Origin of the sequence: Natrinema altunense (assembly GCF_000731985.1) — an archaeon.
GTDB lineage: Archaea > Halobacteriota > Halobacteria > Halobacteriales > Natrialbaceae > Natrinema > Natrinema altunense.
Genome location: NZ_JNCS01000008.1, coordinates 86,677 through 103,672, shown reverse-complemented (window position 1 = coordinate 103,672; position 16,996 = coordinate 86,677). Strand labels below are relative to the sequence as shown.

17 protein-coding genes are annotated in these 16,996 nt (G+C 65.2%); 13 read left to right on the top strand and 4 right to left on the bottom strand.

All coding sequences use genetic code 11. The features are described 5' to 3' along the window. The first annotated feature begins 302 nt into the window (after positions 1–302). The 4 genes from ALTAJ2_RS14060 to ALTAJ2_RS14045 all read left to right on the top strand — a co-directional run bounded on the left by ALTAJ2_RS14060 (position 303) and on the right by ALTAJ2_RS14045 (position 5,912). On the top strand, positions 303–1,655 hold the full coding sequence (locus ALTAJ2_RS14060) for a ribonuclease J (RefSeq protein ID WP_007109436.1): 1,353 nt from the start codon (positions 303–305) through the stop codon (positions 1,653–1,655). A 1-nt stretch (position 1,656) separates the two neighbouring features. Beyond that, on the top strand, positions 1,657–2,709 hold the full coding sequence (gene idsA3 / locus ALTAJ2_RS14055) for a geranylfarnesyl diphosphate synthase (RefSeq protein ID WP_007109435.1): 1,053 nt from the start codon (positions 1,657–1,659) through the stop codon (positions 2,707–2,709). Positions 2,710–2,918: 209 nt separating this feature from the next. Further along, a complete protein-coding gene (locus ALTAJ2_RS14050) occupies positions 2,919–4,658 on the top strand; it encodes a glutamate--tRNA ligase (RefSeq protein ID WP_007109434.1) in 1,740 nt (579 codons plus the stop codon). 258 nt (positions 4,659–4,916) lie between these two features. After that, positions 4,917–5,912 (top strand): lysylphosphatidylglycerol synthase transmembrane domain-containing protein, encoded by a 996-nt coding sequence (locus ALTAJ2_RS14045; RefSeq protein WP_239647737.1) that lies wholly within the window; start codon positions 4,917–4,919, stop codon positions 5,910–5,912. A 20-nt stretch (positions 5,913–5,932) separates the two neighbouring features. On the opposite strand, the gene ALTAJ2_RS19800 is transcribed toward ALTAJ2_RS14045, so the two are convergent. Together ALTAJ2_RS19800 and ALTAJ2_RS14040 are read right to left on the bottom strand one after the other, a co-directional pair. Further along, positions 5,933–6,097 carry a hypothetical protein gene (locus ALTAJ2_RS19800; protein WP_007109432.1) on the bottom strand — a complete coding sequence of 55 codons (165 nt, stop codon included), beginning with the start codon at positions 6,095–6,097 and terminating at the stop codon, positions 5,933–5,935. Positions 6,098–6,140: 43 nt separating this feature from the next. After that, entirely contained in the window at positions 6,141–6,626 is a 486-nt protein-coding gene (locus ALTAJ2_RS14040) for a DUF456 domain-containing protein (protein ID WP_007109431.1), read from the bottom strand. Positions 6,627–6,702: 76 nt separating this feature from the next. Between ALTAJ2_RS14040 and ALTAJ2_RS14035 the strand changes: the two genes are divergently transcribed. Then, positions 6,703–7,443 (top strand): SDR family NAD(P)-dependent oxidoreductase, encoded by a 741-nt coding sequence (locus tag ALTAJ2_RS14035; RefSeq protein WP_007109430.1) that lies wholly within the window; start codon positions 6,703–6,705, stop codon positions 7,441–7,443. Positions 7,444–7,529: 86 nt separating this feature from the next. Here ALTAJ2_RS14035 and tmcA read toward each other — a convergent pair whose 3' ends face one another. Next, positions 7,530–9,818: a tRNA(Met) cytidine acetyltransferase TmcA gene (gene tmcA, locus ALTAJ2_RS14030; RefSeq protein ID WP_050031476.1), complete on the bottom strand. Its 2,289-nt coding sequence runs from the start codon at positions 9,816–9,818 to the stop codon at positions 7,530–7,532. A gap of 305 nt (positions 9,819–10,123) precedes the next feature. Here tmcA and ALTAJ2_RS14025 point away from each other — a divergent pair, with 305 nt between their 5' ends. From ALTAJ2_RS14025 to ALTAJ2_RS19235, 8 genes are all read left to right on the top strand, one after another. Then, complete coding sequence (locus ALTAJ2_RS14025; RefSeq protein WP_007109428.1) at positions 10,124–11,722, top strand: oleate hydratase; 1,599 nt, start codon at positions 10,124–10,126, stop codon at positions 11,720–11,722. A gap of 323 nt (positions 11,723–12,045) precedes the next feature. Next, positions 12,046–12,408: a 50S ribosomal protein L7Ae gene (gene rpl7ae / locus ALTAJ2_RS14020; protein WP_006184659.1), complete on the top strand. Its 363-nt coding sequence runs from the start codon at positions 12,046–12,048 to the stop codon at positions 12,406–12,408. A gap of 11 nt (positions 12,409–12,419) precedes the next feature. Beyond that, positions 12,420–12,644 (top strand): 30S ribosomal protein S28e, encoded by a 225-nt coding sequence (locus ALTAJ2_RS14015; protein ID WP_006184658.1) that lies wholly within the window; start codon positions 12,420–12,422, stop codon positions 12,642–12,644. Continuing rightward, a complete protein-coding gene (locus tag ALTAJ2_RS14010) occupies positions 12,644–12,979 on the top strand; it encodes a 50S ribosomal protein L24e (protein ID WP_007109427.1) in 336 nt (111 codons plus the stop codon). The genes ALTAJ2_RS14015 and ALTAJ2_RS14010 overlap by 1 nt, the downstream gene beginning before the upstream one ends. Further along, on the top strand, positions 12,976–13,440 hold the full coding sequence (ndk, locus tag ALTAJ2_RS14005; RefSeq protein ID WP_006184656.1) for a nucleoside-diphosphate kinase: 465 nt from the start codon (positions 12,976–12,978) through the stop codon (positions 13,438–13,440). Before ALTAJ2_RS14010 ends, ndk begins: the two co-directional genes overlap by 4 nt. 513 nt (positions 13,441–13,953) lie before the next feature. Further along, a complete protein-coding gene (locus ALTAJ2_RS14000; protein WP_007109426.1) occupies positions 13,954–14,361 on the top strand; it encodes a DUF7344 domain-containing protein in 408 nt (135 codons plus the stop codon). 207 nt (positions 14,362–14,568) lie between these two features. After that, positions 14,569–15,171 (top strand): superoxide dismutase, encoded by a 603-nt coding sequence (gene sod, locus ALTAJ2_RS13995; RefSeq protein WP_007109425.1) that lies wholly within the window; start codon positions 14,569–14,571, stop codon positions 15,169–15,171. Between the two features lie 296 nt (positions 15,172–15,467). Then, positions 15,468–15,914, top strand: a complete 447-nt coding sequence (locus tag ALTAJ2_RS19235) for a hypothetical protein (protein WP_144240254.1) — start codon at positions 15,468–15,470, stop codon at positions 15,912–15,914. A gap of 314 nt (positions 15,915–16,228) precedes the next feature. On the opposite strand, the gene ALTAJ2_RS13990 is transcribed toward ALTAJ2_RS19235, so the two are convergent. Continuing rightward, complete coding sequence (locus ALTAJ2_RS13990) at positions 16,229–16,915, bottom strand: RNA ligase partner protein (protein ID WP_007109424.1); 687 nt, start codon at positions 16,913–16,915, stop codon at positions 16,229–16,231. Between the last annotated feature and the right edge of the window lie 81 nt (positions 16,916–16,996).

Here is a 16,996-nt window from a genome sequence, read left to right as displayed (position 1 = left end):
TGTCCGAGAGGGCTCGGCGATCGGCGTCAGAACGGCTGGAAACCGCCGAGACGGCCGGTGTCTCGGCCGACGATCCAACCCACTGCGTTTTTAACACCCGGGCGTGTACAGGACACTAGCGAAACCCGCGGGCAAGTGCGTTCGGGGCTTGCGATGGTCGCGAGCTATCGAAGACGGAACCGCCGTCGCACCGAGCGCATAGCGGGATGGCCGACGCGCTGCAAGACGCCGGGGCCGTACGACTAGGCGTCCGCGGACCGTTTCGATGAGAGTCCATTCAGCGGCTTTCAGTGCTACGAATCATGGAAATCGAAATCGCAACCATTGGCGGCTACGAAGAAGTCGGACGGCAGATGACTGCCGTTCGTGCCGGCGACGACGTCGTCATCTTCGACATGGGTCTGAACCTCTCGCAGGTCCTGATCCACGACAACGTCGAAACCGAGCGGATGCACAGCCTCGATCTGATCGACATGGGCGCAATCCCGGACGACCGGGTCATGAGCGACCTCGAGGGCGACGTAAAGGCCATCGTGCCGACCCACGGCCACCTGGACCACATCGGTGCCATCTCGAAGTTGGCACACCGCTACGACGCGCCGGTCGTCGCGACGCCGTTTACGATCGAACTCGTCAAACAGCAGATCGAGGGCGAACAGAAGTTCGGCGTCGAGAACGACCTCGTCAAGATGGAGGCCGGCGAGACGATGTCGATCGGCGACTCCGGAACGGTCGACCTCGAGTTCGTCAACGTCACGCACTCGATCATCGACGCGATCAACCCCGTTCTCCACACCCCCGAAGGCGCGGTCGTCTACGGGCTCGACAAACGGATGGACCACACGCCCGTCATCGGCGACCCGATCGACATGGAGCGGTTCCGCGAGATCGGTCGCGAGGGCAACGGCGTCCTCTGTTACATCGAAGACTGTACCAACGCGAACAAGAAGGGGCGTACGCCCTCCGAGACGGTCGCCCGTGAACACCTCCGTGACGTCCTCTACAGCATCGAGGACTACGACGGCGGCATCGTCGCCACCACCTTCTCGAGCCACATCGCTCGTGTCAAGTCGCTCGTCGAGTTCGCCGACGATATCGGCCGCCAGCCGGTCCTGCTGGGGCGGTCGATGGAGAAGTACTCCGGAACCGCGGAGCGACTGGACTTCGTCGACTTCCCCTCGGATCTGGGGATGTTCGGCCACCGCAAGTCCGTCGACCGCACGTTCAAGCGGATCATGAACGAGGGCAAGGAGAACTACCTGCCGATCGTCACCGGCCACCAGGGCGAACCCCGTGCGATGCTCACCCGGATGGCCCGCGGCGAGACGCCGTACGAACTGGACGACGGCGACAAGGTCGTCTTCTCCGCACGGGTCATTCCGGAGCCGACCAACGAGGGGCAGCGCTACCAGGCCGAGAAGTTGCTCGGCATGCAGGGCGCGCGCGTCTACGACGATATCCACGTCTCGGGGCACCTCAACCAGGAGGGCCACTACGAGATGCTCGATGCGCTGCAACCCCAGCACATCATCCCGGCCCACCAGGACATGAGCGGGTACTCGAGCTACGTCAACCTCTGTGAGAGCGAGGGGTACAAGATGGGCCGAGACCTCCACGTCACGCGCAACGGGAACCTCATCCAGCTAGTCGACTGATATGACGAGCCCCGAGGCACGCGAAGAGGCGGTGCTCGAGGCGGTCCGGAAGCGCCGCGAGCTGGTCAACGACGCGATTCCGGAGGAGTTGCCGATCAAGCGACCCGAACGACTCTACGAGGCGTCCCGATACCTGCTGGACGCGGGCGGCAAGCGACTGCGGCCGGCGGTCCTCCTGACGACGGCGGAGGCGCTGGCCGACGTCGAGCCGCTGTCGGCGACATACCGTTCGTTCCCCGCGCTCGACGACAGCGGGCCGATCGACGTGATGGCGGCCGCCGTCAGCGTCGAGGTCATCCAGTCGTTTACCCTGATTCACGACGACATCATGGACGACGACGACCTCCGGCGCGGCGTCCCCGCCGTCCACGAGGAGTACGACCTCGAGACGGCGATTCTGGCCGGTGACACGCTCTACTCGAAGGCCTTCGAGATCATGCTCGAGACGGGCGCCGAACCGGATCGCATCGTCGAGGCGCTAGACGTCCTCGCGACGACCTGTACGAAGATCTGCGAGGGACAGTCGCTCGATGTCACCTTCGAGGAACGCATCGACGTCTCGCCCGACGAGTACCTGGAGATGGTCGAGCAGAAGACGGCCGTGCTCTACGCCGCCTCGGCGTGTCTCCCCGCAATCCTGCTGGGAGCAGACGACGAGACGATCGACGCGCTCTACGGCTACGGGCTCGACATCGGCCGCGCGTTCCAGATCCAGGACGACGTCCTCGATCTGACGGTGCCAAGCGAGCAACTCGGCAAACAGCGCGGCAGCGACCTGGTCGAGAACAAGCAGACGCTGATCACGGTGCACGCCCGCGAACAGGGCGTCGACGTCGACGGCCTGGTCGATACCGACGACGTCGATGCGGTCACCGAGGCCGAGATCGACGACGCGGTCGCCGAACTCGAGGCGGCGGGATCGATCTCCTACGCCAACGAGACGGCCCGCGACCTCGTCGAACAGGGGAAAAACCGCCTCGAGGTCGTCCCGGACAACGAGGCTCGCGAATTGCTCTGTGAACTCGCGGATTACCTGATTCAGCGCGGCTACTGAGAACCGGCGCAGTCGGGCCGGTCGACAGGCTGACCGCACCGTTTTTCGACTGCCCGTCGCGACGCGTGTGACGCGTAGCGTCTCGCTGGTACGACCCGACGGCGATGCTCGGCAAGTGGGCCGAAACGAGGGTGTTCGACTGCGAACGCGGAACGGAAGGACACCCCGAATCGCGAGGGTTTTGGGCCGGGCGCGAATACCGCTCGGTAATGGAAGACGAGTTACGCGAGCGCGTCGAGCGCGAAGCCGAGAAGCACGCGCTGTTGAACGCCGTCAAACACGAGAGCGACGCCGCGGTCGGTGCCGTGATGGGGCCGCTGATGGGCGACAATCCGGCCTTCCGCGAGCACTCCGACGCCGTCCCCGGCATCGTCGGCGGCGTCGTGGGTCGCGTCAACGACCTCGACTACGAGGAGAAACGGGCCCGTCTCGAGGACCTCGCACCCGAGGAACTCGCCGAGATCGAGGCCGAAGAGGAGGAAGACGAACACGATCTGCCGGACCTGCCTAACGCCGACGAGTACGACGAGATCCGAATGCGGTGTGCCCCGAATCCGAACGGCCCGTGGCACGTCGGCCACGCTCGGATGCCCGCCGTCATCGGCACCTATCGCGAGCGCTACGATGGGTGGTTCTGCGTCCGGTTCGACGACACCGATCCGGAGACCAAACGGCCGGATATCGAGGCCTACGACGCGATCCTCGACGATCTCGACTACCTCGGCTTCGAACCCGACGCGACCTACAAGGCAAGTGACCGGCTCGAGACGTACTACGACCACGCCCGCGACCTGATCGAGATGGGCGGGGCCTACACCTGCTCGTGTTCGGGCGAGGCGTTCTCGGAGCTGAAGAATTCGGGCGAGCCCTGCCCGCACCGTGACAAAGACGGAGAGACCGTTACGGAGGAGTTCGAGGCCATGATCGCTGGGGAGTACAGTAGCGGCGAGATGGTGCTGCGGGTCAAGACCGACATCGAACACAAGAACCCGGCGCTGCGCGACTGGGTCGCCTTCCGGATGATCGACACGCCACACCCCCGCGAGGAGGCAAGCGAGTACCGCTGCTGGCCGATGCTCGACTTCCAGTCGGGGGTCGACGACCACCTGATCGGAATCACCCACATCATCCGCGGGATCGATCTCCAGGACTCCGCGAAGCGCCAACGGTTCGTCTACGACTACTTCGACTGGGAGTACCCCGAAGTGGTCCACTGGGGCCACGTTCAGCTCGACGACTACGACGTGAAGATGAGCACGTCGACCATTTCGGAACTGATCGACGAGGGGAAACTCGACGACTGGGACGACCCGCGAGCGCCGACGCTCAAGAGCCTGCGCCGGCGGGGCATCCGTGGCGAGGCGATCGTCGAGGCGATGACCGGCCTCGGCACCTCGACCACCGACGTCGACCTCGCGATGAGTTCGATCTACGCGAACAACCGGGAGCTGATCGACGAGGAGACCGACCGCCGCTTTTTCGTCCGCGACGGCAATCAGGTCCCCCTCGCCGGGGACCCGCCCGCCGAAGCGACCCCGCCGCTGCACCCTAACCACGAGGACCGCGGGGTTCGCGAGATTCCCGTCGGTGACTCCGTCATGCTCGAGGCCGGGGACATTCCCGACGCGGACGGGAACGGGGAACAGCGCATCTGGCTGAAAGGGTTCGGCTGTTTCCGGTTCGACGACGGCGTCCTCCGGTACACCGCCGACGACATCGACGTGGTCCGGGAGGGCGGCGTCGACGTCGTCCACTGGGTGCCCGCCGACGGGAGCGTCCCGGTCCGGATGCGAACGATGGACGGCGACGTGACGGGGCACGCCGAACCCGGCGTCGGCGACCTCGTGGCCGACGACATGGTCCAGTTCGAGCGGGTCGGGTTCGCGCGGATCGACCGGCAGGGAGACGGCGAGGACGCGGAGACGGTCGCGTACTACGCACACCCCTGACGTCCCGCCCGCGCCGCCGCCGGACGCGCACCGAAAGAACCGTACTGCCGCCCTCAGTCACGGGTAGTAGAACATGTCACGGCCGCCGATAGTCGGCTGCGAGAGTTCGACCAGCGACGGCATCGCCGACGGATGTACGGGGCGTTCGATCGCAGCAACGCGGCGCGGTCTCGAGGTCGCCCGGCCCCGCCGATCGAACCGACCACAGGGCGCGACCGCCCGCGACCCGTGACGGCGACCGAGGAGACCCCGAGCGGCGTGTCCCGGTCGCAAGTGGGACGGATCGCCGCCGGATTCGCCGTCGCGGGCGTGCTGCTGGCAGTCATCGCCGCGGGCGTCGGCGTCGACGAAGTGCGAGGTGCGCTCGCGACGGCCAGTCCTGGGTGGCTCCTCGCGGCCTGTTGCTCGATGTGTCTGTGTCTCTGTCTCTGGACGCGCAGTTGGCAGGTCATTCTCGGCGTTACCGGCGTCGACGAGTCGTATCGGACGCTGCTCGTGACCTACGCGGCGGCGACGTTTGCCAACTACGTCACGCCGATGGGACAGGCGGGCGGCGAGCCGTTCATCGCGTACGTGCTCTCCCGCGAAACGGCGGCGAGCTACGAGGAAAGCCTCGCGAGCGTCGTCACCGCGGATCTGCTGAACCTGATCGCGTCGGTCGGGATGGCGCTTCTCAGCCTGGGCGTCCTCGTCTGGCGATCCGAACTCCCGACCGCGCTCGCGCCGGTCGCCGGCGGGCTGGTCGTCGCGGCCGCGGGCGTACTGGCGGTCGCGACGGTCGCGATTCGGTTCCGGGCGACCGTCGAACGGTCGCTGACGAAACTGGTGGCACCGATCGGCCGACTGGTCCCCAGGCTGACGGTCGACGGCGTTCGAGAGCGGCTGGCAGAGCTGCGGGCGGCGTTCGATCGGCTCGCCGCCGACCCTCGAGCGCTCGGGTGGGCGTTCGCGTTCTCCGTGCTCGGCTGGACGCTGTTCGTCCTCCCGCTGTTCCTCGCCGGGCGCGCGCTCGGGCTGACCGTCGACCCCGTCGTCGTCTCGTTTGCCGTCTCGGCGAGCATGCTCGCCGGATACGTTCCCTCGCCGGGCGGGCTCGGAAGCATCGAAGTCGCGCTGACCGCGCTCCTCGTCGCCCTGGTCGGCCTGTCCTCGGCGAACGCCTACGCGGTCGCGCTCCTCTATCGGCTGACTACCTACTGGTTCGCGGTCGTCGTCGGCGGACTCGCGGCGCTGGCCGTCGTCCGCCGCCAGTAGCCGCGCCCGGCGACGCGATCTCACTCGAGCAAGTCCTCGCTCCGGTCGGGAAGCGGGTCCGCGACGATACCGTCCCGTTGACCCAGCACGCGGGCGTGGGCGGCACAGACGAGCCGGTTCTCGTCCCAGGGTACATGTAACTCGACCGCGGCTGGACGCTCGCAGTCGGACTCGGAACACTCCATTCGGTCGCGTAAACGCCGCTCGCGGATTCAGTCTTTCCGGTGCTCAGAGCAGGAAAACGGCGACGACGAACCCGAGCAGGATCGACGCCGTCAGCAGGACCTGGACCGCCGTCGACGCCAGGGTCCCGACGGTCGTGTAGACCGCCGAGCGCGCGCTGCCCTCGAGTTCCCCCTTTCGGACGAACTCGAGGGCGAAAACGGTCCCGAAGAGGCCGGCGAGCAGCCCCAGCGGGCCGGTGACGACCATCAAGAGGAGACCGACGACGGCGGCGACGGCGGTGGTCAGCCAGGACGCGCCGCCGGCCCGGGCAGCGATCGAGCCGCCGAAGAACTCTACGAGGGCGGTGACGACGGCGATGAAGACGAGGACGGCGAAGGTGAGCGCGCTCAGTTCCGCGGCTCCGGCTCCCACCCAGTAGACGACGAGGCCAGCCAGCGAGAGCAGGCCGCTTGGCACCATCGGGACGGCTGCGCCGACGATTGCCCCCACGAGCAACGCGATGGCGACGACGAGAACGGCATCGACCATATCGGGGGCACGACTGACCGCGGCAAAGGCCTACCGCCTTCAGTAGCATTAGGTGGCTCCCTCCGAACGTGTGGCTATGGCAAACGCTCGCGGTGCGATCATCGTCGGCGCGTCGTCGGGCATCGGGGAAGCGCTGGCCCGGCGACTCGCGGCGGACGGCTACGAGATCGGCCTGACGGCACGGCGGATGGAGCGACTGCAGGAGGTCGGCGCGGACCTGCCGACCAAATCGTACGTCGCGGCGATGGATGTCACCGACTCCGCGGAGGCTCGAGACCGCTTTTTCGAACTGGCCGAGGCGATGCCGTCGGTCGACCTCGTCGTTATCAGCGCCGGGGTCGCGACAGTCAATCCGGACCTCGAGTGGGAGCCCGAACGGCAGACGGTCGCCGTCAACGTGGGCGGTTTTACCGCCCTCGCAACGGCGGCGATGACCTACTTCGAGCGCGAGTCGGGGACCGCAAGCGGGACCGACGGCCATCTCGTGGGGATTTCGTCGGTCGCGGCCCACGTCGGTAACGGCGACGCGCCGGCGTACAACGCCTCCAAGGCCTACGTCTCGAGGTATCTCGAGGGACTTCGCTATCGAGTGGGTGATCGGGACACCGACGTGACGATCACGACCATCGAGCCGGGGTTCGTCGACACTAAGCTCTCGCTTGGCGGCTTCTGGGAGTGTTCGCCCGAGACGGCAGCCGAGCAGATCGCTCGAGCGATCCGTCACAAGCGGGCTCACGCCTACGTGACGCGGCGATGGCGGGCCATCGCGTGGCTCGTGGCTCTCGCTCCGGAGTGGCTGCTCCGACGGCTGTTCTGAGCCGGCGCTCGAGATGGAGCCAGCGGCACACCGCAATCGGCGTGCGCCACTGCCTGCCGCGTTCCGGTTCGGACGGCCACGGGCGATTACTCGTCGACGAATCGCGCTCGCACCTCGAGCGCCGCGTCGGGTCCGTAGTGGTCGACCAGCGGACAGAACGCGTCGCCGAGCGCCCGCATACACTGTCCCGTGGAGTGGTACCCGAGGCGGTCCGCGACCGTCTCCCAGCCGTGGCCCTGGAGGGCACGCAGGACCAGCAACCGCTCCTCGCGGTCCGTCAGGGAGACGGTGTCGGGATCGTCGACGAGGTAGCGGACGACGAGGTCCCTGAACGGCCCGGGATCGACGTCGAACAGTCCCGGGCCGTAGGCGGCACCCGCGACGACCCGCCACTCGTGGGCCGTTATCGAGAGCGGCGGGCCGGCGTCGGCGTCGACGCTTCGGAGGAGCGCTCGAGCGACGTCGGGCGCGAGGTCGTCGAGCGCGTCCGAACTGAGCGCGGCGACCCGGCGGACGAACCAGTCGGCGTGCCGGTCGTGAAGCGCCCGGCCCTCGTCGCTTGTCGGCGCGAGCATGAGCGCGGAGTACTCGCCGCTGGCGTCGTTGCGCGTCGTCGAGACGTGGACCGTCCGGTAGTCGTTCTCGCGCCAGAACTCGAGGAGGCCGGGCGTCGCGCCGAAGCCGGTTCCCAGCCAGTCGACGCCGGCGGCGTCGTCGTCGTCACCGCTCCCGGCGGCGAACTCCGTGCGGATGCGCTCGAGCAGGTGCGAGCCGAAGCCCCGCGAGCGGGCCGCGTGGTGGGTTGCGATCCGGACGACGCGACGGCCGACGAGTTCGCTCGCCGCCTCGTCGCGCAACTGGCTCGTCAGCACGTCCGGGAGCATGTTGCCGCGGACGCGGCCGCCCTCGTACATCATCGCGCGAGTGTCCGCGGGCAGGCCCCCCTCGCGAGCGAGCAAGGCGACGCTAACGACGTGGCCGTCGTGGAGTAACGCGCGGGCAGTGAGGTTGGGTGCATCGAGCAGGCGCGCGAGGTCGTTCGGTTCGGTCCGGTAGTGGGCGAGGACGAGCAGGCCGAACGCCTCTCGGAGCAGTCGCTCGTCCGCGAGCAGCGCGTCGGGCTCGAGTCGCCGGTACTCGACCGTCTCGGGCGTGGCGTCGGTCACGAGCTGGTCGACCGGCGGCCGGGCGTCGAGCAACAGTGCGCGGAAGGCCCACACCTCTACGGGGTCGCCCGCCGCGTACCGGATCGGCTCGACCAGCGTACAGTCGGTGACCGCGTGATCGCTCTCTGCGAGTCGGTCCCGGAATCGGACCGAGAAGCCCCGCCCCGCGCCCTCGTAGCCGTGGATTGTCGTCGCGAAGGCGATCCGGTCGGCCGCGAGCAGCGACTCGAGCGTCGCGACTGGCAATGCCGCGGCCTCGTCGACGATGACGATGTCGGCCGACTCGAGGGTGTCGACGGCCGCGGTCGGCTCGCGGAATTCGATCGAACCGCCGGCGGCCGTCTCGATCTGACGGGAATCGACGGTCGCGGCGTCACCCCCGAGTCGCTCACAGAGCGCTCCCGCGCGATCGAACAGTTCCGCGACGTTCCGGGCGGCGGGAGCGGTTACCAGCACGTCCTCGCCGTCGAGGGCGACCGCTCCCGCGGCCAGCCCGGCGGCGCTCGACTTCCCGCGGCCGCGATCGGCCTCGAGCACGACGGCCCGCTCGGTCCCGCGAAGCGACTCGAAGGCGGCGACGGCGTCGACCTGATCGGCCGTGAGACACGCCTCGTAGGCGGCGGTCGGAAACCGGTGGTCCGAGGGCGGAGTCGGGGGCTCCGTCGCCAGCCGCGGGGCCGGGTCGGTGAGTCCGTCGGCCTCGCATCGGTCCCGTTCGAGGTCGACGATCGCGATGCCACGATGGGCCCGCAGCGTCCGGACGAGGCGGCGTTTGAATCGCCCCGTAACGTCGTCCAGGTCGAATGGGGGGACGGCCAGCGAGTCGGCGAACGCACCGCGGCGCTCCGGCCACGCCTCGAGCGGCGGCGTCAGCAAGACGAGGAGGCCACCGCCGTCGACCGCGCCGGTGACTTTGCCGAGCGCGTTCGGCTGGAGTTCGTCGTGACCGTCGACAGCGATGACGTCCCGCGTGGTCCCGAGGAGGTCGCTCGCGTCGACCTGTCGGCGCTGTTCACACCGGAGTCGATCCTCGGGTCCGACGAGCGTCGTGCCGGTGATCGGGACCGGGAGGGCATCGAGGATCGACTCGAGACGATCGTAGCCGCGGTTCCGGCTGCCCGCAAGAACCAGCATCCGTCGCTCGTTGGCACGCTCGGCTTCCGCGTGGAGTGCCCGTGCGAGTGAAACGACATCCGCATCCGCGTTCATAGGGCCGCTTTGTGTGCTCGCATATAATTAATCTCGCATGCGCGGACCCCGCCGCCGGGACCGGCGACGGCCGTCGTGCGGCTACCGAGCCGGTGAAACGCTGCAGAGAGGCGCTGCCGATTAGGACGGTCGACTCCGAAAATATATAATCGATTTATGATTTCAGGTCCGTGAGAATCACGGACCGTATTCAATACCGCTCGTGTCAACTGTCTTAATGTGATTCGCGATGGACACCAACACGAAAGCGTACTGGCCACACCGACACACCGAAACGACGGGCGAGAGCACGGAGGACGAGTCGCATGAGTAACGACGGGACCCGACGGCGGGACGGCTCCGACCGGGAGGCATACTTCGTCGGCGGCGGGATCGCCTCCCTCGCCGGGGCCGCGTTCCTCGTTCGCGACAGCGAACTGCCGGGCGAGAACGTCCACGTGCTGGAGAAACTGGACGTGATGGGCGGGGCGCTCGACGGGGCCGGCTCGCCGGAGGAGGGGTACGTCATTCGCGGCGGCCGGATGTTCAACTATCCGACCTACGAATGTACGTGGGATCTGTTGGAGTCGATCCCGTCGCTCGAGGACCGGGAACGGTCGGTCAAGGACGTGATGGACGAGTTCAACGAGACACACCAGACGTACGCCGTCGCACGGTTGCTGGGCGACGAGCAGGAGGTGCTCGACGTTTCGTCGTACGGGTTCGAAATGGACCATCGACTCTCGTTACTCCAACTGGCGTTGACACCCGAGGCACAACTGGGTGACACGCGGATCGAAGAGTGGTTTTCGGACTCGTTCTTCGAGACGCCGTTCTGGTACATCTGGGCCACGACGTTCGCCTTCCAGCCCTGGCACAGCGTCGCGGAGATGCGTCGGTACATGCACCGTTTCATGCACGAGTTTCCCCGGCTGAACACCATGGAGGGGATCCACCGGACCAAGTACAACCAGTACGACTCGATGGTCCGACCCATTCGGCGGTGGCTGGAAGACCACGGCGTCGAGTTCCGGAGCGGCTGTGAAGTGACGGACATGGATATCGTACCCGGCCGCGAGGGAAAGACCGTCGAAACGATCCACTACGAGTCGGACGGGTCCACCGAGACGATCGACGTCGATCCGACCGACCTCGTCTTCGTGACCAACGGGTCGATGACCGACGGCTCGGATCTCGGATCGATGACCGAAGCGCCCGAACTGAACACGACGGGGGCGTCCTTCGAACTGTGGAAGAACATCGTCGAGGACAACCCCGAGTTCGGGACACCGTCGGCGTTCGCCGACAACGTTCCGGAGACGAAGTGGCCGTCGTACACCGTCACGCTCCACGAGCCCGACCTCCTCGAGCACATCGTCGAGGTCACCGGCGAAGCGCCCGGAAACGGGTTGATCACCTTCACCGAGTCGAACTGGTTGATGTCCATCGTCGTCGCCGCCCAGCCCCACTTCGCGGACCAGCCCGACGACGTGAAGGTCTTCTGGGGATACGGGCTGTTCCCCGAAGAGGAGGGGAATCACGTCGAGAAAAAGATGGAAGACTGTACCGGCGAGGAGATCCTCGAGGAACTCTGTTACCACCTCGGTTACCTCGACGAACTCCCGTCCGTTCTCGAGGACGCGAACTGTATCCCCTGCAACATGCCGTTTATCACGAGCCACTTCATGCCGCGGACCGCCGGCGACCGGCCGGACGTCGTCCCACCGGGATCGAACAACTTGGCGTTTATCGGACAGTTCGCCGAGCAGCCCCGGGACGTGGTGTTCACCGTCGAGTATTCGGTGCGGTCCGCGATGACTGCCGTCTACGACCTGCTGGACGTGGACCGGGATGTCCCGCCGGTGAGTACCCATCAGTACGAACCCGAGGTCCTCGTCGAAGCCGCGAAAGCCGCGTTCAGATAAGCTTTCGAGCCCGGTTGCTCCTCGGCAGCGTCGTCGGTGTGGAACCCGTTTCGGTCGGGCCGATCGAATACGACCGCCGAATACTGACACCGATCCGAACAGTACGTAGATCCGGAACGATCCGGCCCGTGCGGAAGTGTCTCACTTCGCCATCCGTTTGAACACGCTTTTAAGGGGGGCAGCGCTATTCGAGTGTACACCCTACGCGGGGTTGATGATGCTCCTAGCTTCACAGGACTTCCGCCGGGATCGGCCCGGCACGGGTACCCAGTGCCCGGACGGCAGGGGAGCGCGAGCCCACGTGTAGGAGAGGTGAACAACCAATGTCAGTTTACGTAACCACCGACATCCCAGCCGACCTCGCCGACGACGCGCTTGAGGCGCTCGAGGTCGCACGAGACACCGGACGAGTAAAGAAAGGAACGAACGAAACCACGAAGGCGATCGAGCGCGGCAACGCCGAGCTCGTCTACGTCGCCGAGGACGTCTCCCCGGAGGAGATCGTCATGCATCTCCCCGAACTCGCCGAGGAGAAAGGCATTCCCGTTGTTTTCATCGAGACCCAGGACGACGTCGGCCACGCCGCCGGCCTCGAGGTCGGCTCGGCCGCTGCGGCGGTCGTCGACGCCGGTGAGGCAGCAGACGACGTCGAGGACATCGCCGACAAGGTCGAGGATCTCGACTGAGGTGATCAGAGATGAGTGCTGAAGAGGAAGAAAGCGGCTCGACGCCCGCCGAGGTCATCGAGGTCGTCGGCAAGACCGGCATGCACGGCGAAGCCATGCAGGTCAAATGCCGGATCAAGGAGGGCGAGAACCAGGGACGCATCATCACCCGTAACTGCCTCGGGCCGGTCCGCGAAGGGGACGTACTCCAGCTTCGCGAGACCGCTCGCGAGGCCGACTCCATCGGAGGACAATAATGGTCGAGAAACGAACCTGCGACTACACGGGCGAAGAGATCGAACCCGGCACGGGCATCATGTACGTCAAAAACGACGGCACCGTGCTCCACTTCGTCGACTCCAAAGCGGAGAAGAACTACAAGCTCGGGCGCGAACCGCGCGATCTCGAGTGGACCGAGGAGGGTCGTCGCGGCAAGGGTCCCGCTCAGGCGGACACGCCTGCCGACGACGAGGAGGACCTCGAAACGGAGGCCGACGCGGCCGACGACGAGGAGGACGCGCCCGCCGGTGACGAGACGGTCGAGGAGACCGACGAAACCGAAGACGCCGAAACCGAGGCTGAAGAGGCATGAGCGATCACGAACGCACTTTCGTGATGGTCAAGCCCGACGCCTTCGCCCGCGGCCTCGTAGGCGAAGTCGTCTCTCGACTCGAGGACCGCGGGCTCAAGCTCGTCGGTATCAAAGTCGAGAACATGCCTCGGGAACGGGCGGAGGAACACTACGGCGAACACGAGGACAAGCCGTTTTACGACGACCTCGTGGACTTCATCACCTCGGGACCGGTCGTCCCGATGGTCTGGGAGGGCCAGGACGCGACCCGTCAGGTCCGACAGATGATCGGCGAGACTGACCCGCTCGAGGCCGCCCCCGGAACGATCCGGGGCGACTACGCGCTCGATCTCGGCCGGAACGTCGTTCACGCGGCCGACCACGAGGACGAGGGAGCGAACGAACGCGAGATCGCGATCCACTTCGACGACGACGAGCTGATCGACTACGAGCAGCACGACGCCGAGTGGCTCTACGAGTAACGCCGCCGCAGTAGCGGCCTCCCCGCTTGTGGGCAACCGGCCCGCGGGACGACGAGGCCGAGTCGGTTCATCGAACCTTCTCCGACGGACTCGCTCGAGAGTGCCGACAGAACGGACAGTCGATCTCTCGATCGGGTGCCTGCGTTCGTCTCGCGTTCGGAGCCGCAGTCGCCGTCTGCGAACGGCCGGTCGAATGCCGGCGTTCCGAGCCGCCTCAGTGTGGCGGCCGGATGGAACGACGGCTCGACAACTCGACTCGGCAGCCCCTTCCGGGCGGCCTGACACGCGATCGGACGCGTTGTCGTTCCGGAACGAACGCGGTATTTCCGCCGCAACGGTTTTCAGCACCGGTCGTTCGAAGACGAGAGCGGAACGACTTGATGGTTATAATCTCAGTGTTTACCTGTGGATATAACACAGGTATTTTTCTAGGGAGACGTAAGGCCTAATGTGTCGGCTATTGAAACCACTCTTGGTGGTTTCGAATGGTAACACACGGTAGGTGGTTCGTGGATGCGTGAACAGGAGGGGGCGACCGCACTGACAGCGGACGTACCGCCGTCGCTGGACCTCGTTTTCGACCTGCTGTCGAACAGTCGGCGGCGATACGTCCTCTACGATCTCAACGACCGGCCGGACGGCGTCGCAACGATCGAAAACCTTACCGAAAACGTCATTTCCCTCGAGGAGGCGACGGCGTGTGACGACGCCGACGGGGAGTCGCCCACGGGTTCGACGGCCGACTCCGATTCGATGGATCGACGAACGGGAGTGCAACTGGAACTCCAGCACGTCCACCTGCCGAAACTCGAGGACGCGGGAGTCCTCGAACACGATCGACGAAGCGAGACGGTGCGGTACTGGAACCAACCGTCGTTGGAGGAGTGGCTCGAGCACGCCCACCACAAGGAGTTCGAGTGAGTCGGGACGGGACTGTCACGCCCGCTTGCGCGACGGAAGACGCTCGGAAGGACGTTGCTGAAAGGTTTAATACGCAGTCCGTAGTTCGTTCACCGAAGTGTCGGGAAATCACGAGACAGGACGGCCGCGCCTTTATGAGGTGTGATATCGTCTCACTCCTCAAAACTTAACAGGCGAGATACCGATACGGAACGTGAGGTGCATACTATGACTGATCACGAACTTCCACCACTCCCGTACGATTACGACGCGCTCGAACCGGCACTGTCCGAACAGGTACTGACCTGGCATCACGATACGCACCACCAGGGCTACGTCAACGGCCTCAACGCCGCCGAGGAGACCCTCGCGGAGAACCGCGAGGAGGGCGACTTCGGCTCGACGCCCGGTGCCCTCAAAAACGTTACTCACAACGGCTGTGGTCACTATCTCCACACGCTGTTCTGGGAGAACATGTCCCCCAACGGCGGCGGCGAGCCGGACGGCGACCTCGCCGACCGCATCGAGGAGGACTTCGGATCCTACGAGGGCTGGAAAGGCGAGTTCGAGGCCGCTGCCGGTGCCGCCGGTGGCTGGGCACTGCTGGTGTACGATCCGGTTGCGAAGCAACTTCGCAACGTCGCGGTCGACAAGCACGACCAGGGCGCGCTCTGGGGCGCACATCCAGTGCTCGCGCTGGACGTCTGGGAGCACTCCTACTACTACGACTACGGTCCGGACCGCGGAGACTTCATCGACGCCTTCTTCGACGTCGTCAACTGGGAGAAGGCCGAAGAGGAGTACCAGACCTGCCTCGACCACTTCGAGTAACTCGCCGGCGAAGCGACGAGCCAGTTGATCGCGTCTTTTTATTGCCACGGCCACGGCGACTGTCGGTTGCACCTCCGAGTTACCCGTATAGTGATCGATATAAACACTCATGGCTACTTCATTGAGTTCGCCAATGCTGATATTTATGCTCATGTGTCAACTTCGCTGAGCGGCGAGTACAAAGCCTCACGACAGAGTAGGCAGAATTAACGCTTTCCGCGTTCGTTACTACTGCTAATAATCTACTACCGACCCATGCCGATCTTCAAATATTAGGAGATAGATGGGAATAATAGATGGCACAGAACGTTATTACTACCAAAAGAACCCGAATCGGCGAGCTAGTGTTTGCACTCTATATACTAGGGACCAGTGTTCTGTTAGGTATTTTCGGGGACTTCAGAAATATCTTCCCAAATATAGATCTATTCCTTGAACTGGTATTTTGGTCTGCGTTCTTCTTTGCACCCTTGGCACTCGGAATTACGGTACTGCTTGGGACACTGGTGAACGATACGAGCATTAGCTCATTCGTTATCGGCGTAATCGCTGGAGTAACATTGTTTGTTGTAAGTTTTTGCATATATTGGTTTGTCAACCCGCCAGCAGGTGATGGACTGGTGGTTGCTCACCTCATCTCGTATGCGTTCGGAGTAGCGCTCTCTCTCATCATCGGATTAAAATATACGATACGCCGCGTCTTTCCAAGCGAAGCGACATCTGAGCCAGTCACTCGTGAGTGACCGATATATCGACTCGATCTGCGTCCCTGCTACCCTGACAGAGATCGAACCAGCCTGCATTGCCGATCTGGCTTCGTGTTACGGTGACTTGAGGTTCCTGTTCCCTTTGTCTTCATTTCGACCCGAGCATGGTCGCTGCGGACGGCAGCGTCGACGCGACGGCCGGGAATCGGGACAGCAGCGACTCCGCGGCAATCAAGACGGGGAGGGGACGACGAGTATTGCAGCCGACCACAACGGCCCGCATCCGCCGCGCAACGCGGGTTCGTCGATCGGGCGGCGCGACTCGAGACGCCCACGAGCGGAGGTGTAACTCACGCCCCGTCCTCGACGCCGGCCGCGCGCAGGTACTCCTCGAGCAGCGTCGGGAACTGCCCGCCCCGAACGTAGCGCAGGCCGAACTCGTCGGCCCAGGAGATGATCCCTCGGTCTTCAGTGACGACGCCGGCGTCGAGTTCACGAGCGAGGATCAGGAGGTCGAAATCCTCGCGGGAGTCGAGGACGCCCTGGCGGAGCGCGCGGCGGTACTTGTCGCGCATATCCGAGAGGATGCGATCGGCGTCGGTCATGTACTCCTCGCGGCCGTCGTCGTTCGACCCGCTGGCGAGCGCCTCGGGATCGAGTTGTTCGACCTCGCGGATCGCCTCCTCCGAGACGCGGAGACCGCGGTCGACCCGATCGCTCATCTCGTCGATGAAGTCGTAGACGATGTCCGCCGGGATCGTGACGCCGTACCGGTCCGGGCTCTTGCGGACGACCCACGTGTCGAGTCGCGAGAACACCGCCTCGTCGACGGCGCGTTCGCGTAACATCGTCGCGAGTTCGTCGTGGATCGACGGCGGCACGTAACAGGAGATGTTGAGTTCGAGCCGAGCGGTCGCGATGCGGTCGAGCAGCCGGACGACGGCGTCCTCGAGCGAGTCGTCGTCCCGCCTGATTTCCTCGGTGATGAACAGCGACGTGTCGAGGACGAACTGTTGGCGCGGCAGTTCCCCGGGCATGGGCGGACGTTACACGAGGCGCTACATAGGCCTCGTCCCGGCACGGCCGGTTCTCGGCCGGCCGGCCCGATCGTCTCCGCG

Bases quoted from the DNA above. Each gene is read 5' to 3' on its own strand.
- ALTAJ2_RS14060 (WP_007109436.1), top strand. From the start codon at position 303: ATGGAAATCGAAATCGCAACCATTGGCGGCTACGAAGAAGTCGGACGG.
- ALTAJ2_RS14050 (WP_007109434.1), top strand. From the start codon at position 2,919: ATGGAAGACGAGTTACGCGAGCGCGTCGAGCGCGAAGCCGAGAAGCAC.
- ALTAJ2_RS19235 (WP_144240254.1), top strand. From the start codon at position 15,468: ATGGCACAGAACGTTATTACTACCAAAAGAACCCGAATCGGCGAGCTA.
- sod (WP_007109425.1), top strand. From the start codon at position 14,569: ATGACTGATCACGAACTTCCACCACTCCCGTACGATTACGACGCGCTC.
- ALTAJ2_RS14010 (WP_007109427.1), top strand. From the start codon at position 12,644: ATGGTCGAGAAACGAACCTGCGACTACACGGGCGAAGAGATCGAACCC.
- ALTAJ2_RS14000 (WP_007109426.1), top strand. From the start codon at position 13,954: ATGCGTGAACAGGAGGGGGCGACCGCACTGACAGCGGACGTACCGCCG.
- ndk (WP_006184656.1), top strand. From the start codon at position 12,976: ATGAGCGATCACGAACGCACTTTCGTGATGGTCAAGCCCGACGCCTTC.
- ALTAJ2_RS14025 (WP_007109428.1), top strand. From the start codon at position 10,124: ATGAGTAACGACGGGACCCGACGGCGGGACGGCTCCGACCGGGAGGCA.
- ALTAJ2_RS14015 (WP_006184658.1), top strand. From the start codon at position 12,420: ATGAGTGCTGAAGAGGAAGAAAGCGGCTCGACGCCCGCCGAGGTCATC.
- ALTAJ2_RS14040 (WP_007109431.1), bottom strand. From the start codon at position 6,626: ATGGTCGATGCCGTTCTCGTCGTCGCCATCGCGTTGCTCGTGGGGGCA.
- ALTAJ2_RS19800 (WP_007109432.1), bottom strand. From the start codon at position 6,097: ATGGAGTGTTCCGAGTCCGACTGCGAGCGTCCAGCCGCGGTCGAGTTA.
- idsA3 (WP_007109435.1), top strand. From the start codon at position 1,657: ATGACGAGCCCCGAGGCACGCGAAGAGGCGGTGCTCGAGGCGGTCCGG.
- tmcA (WP_050031476.1), bottom strand. From the start codon at position 9,818: ATGAACGCGGATGCGGATGTCGTTTCACTCGCACGGGCACTCCACGCG.
- rpl7ae (WP_006184659.1), top strand. From the start codon at position 12,046: ATGTCAGTTTACGTAACCACCGACATCCCAGCCGACCTCGCCGACGAC.
- ALTAJ2_RS14035 (WP_007109430.1), top strand. From the start codon at position 6,703: ATGGCAAACGCTCGCGGTGCGATCATCGTCGGCGCGTCGTCGGGCATC.
- ALTAJ2_RS13990 (WP_007109424.1), bottom strand. From the start codon at position 16,915: ATGCCCGGGGAACTGCCGCGCCAACAGTTCGTCCTCGACACGTCGCTG.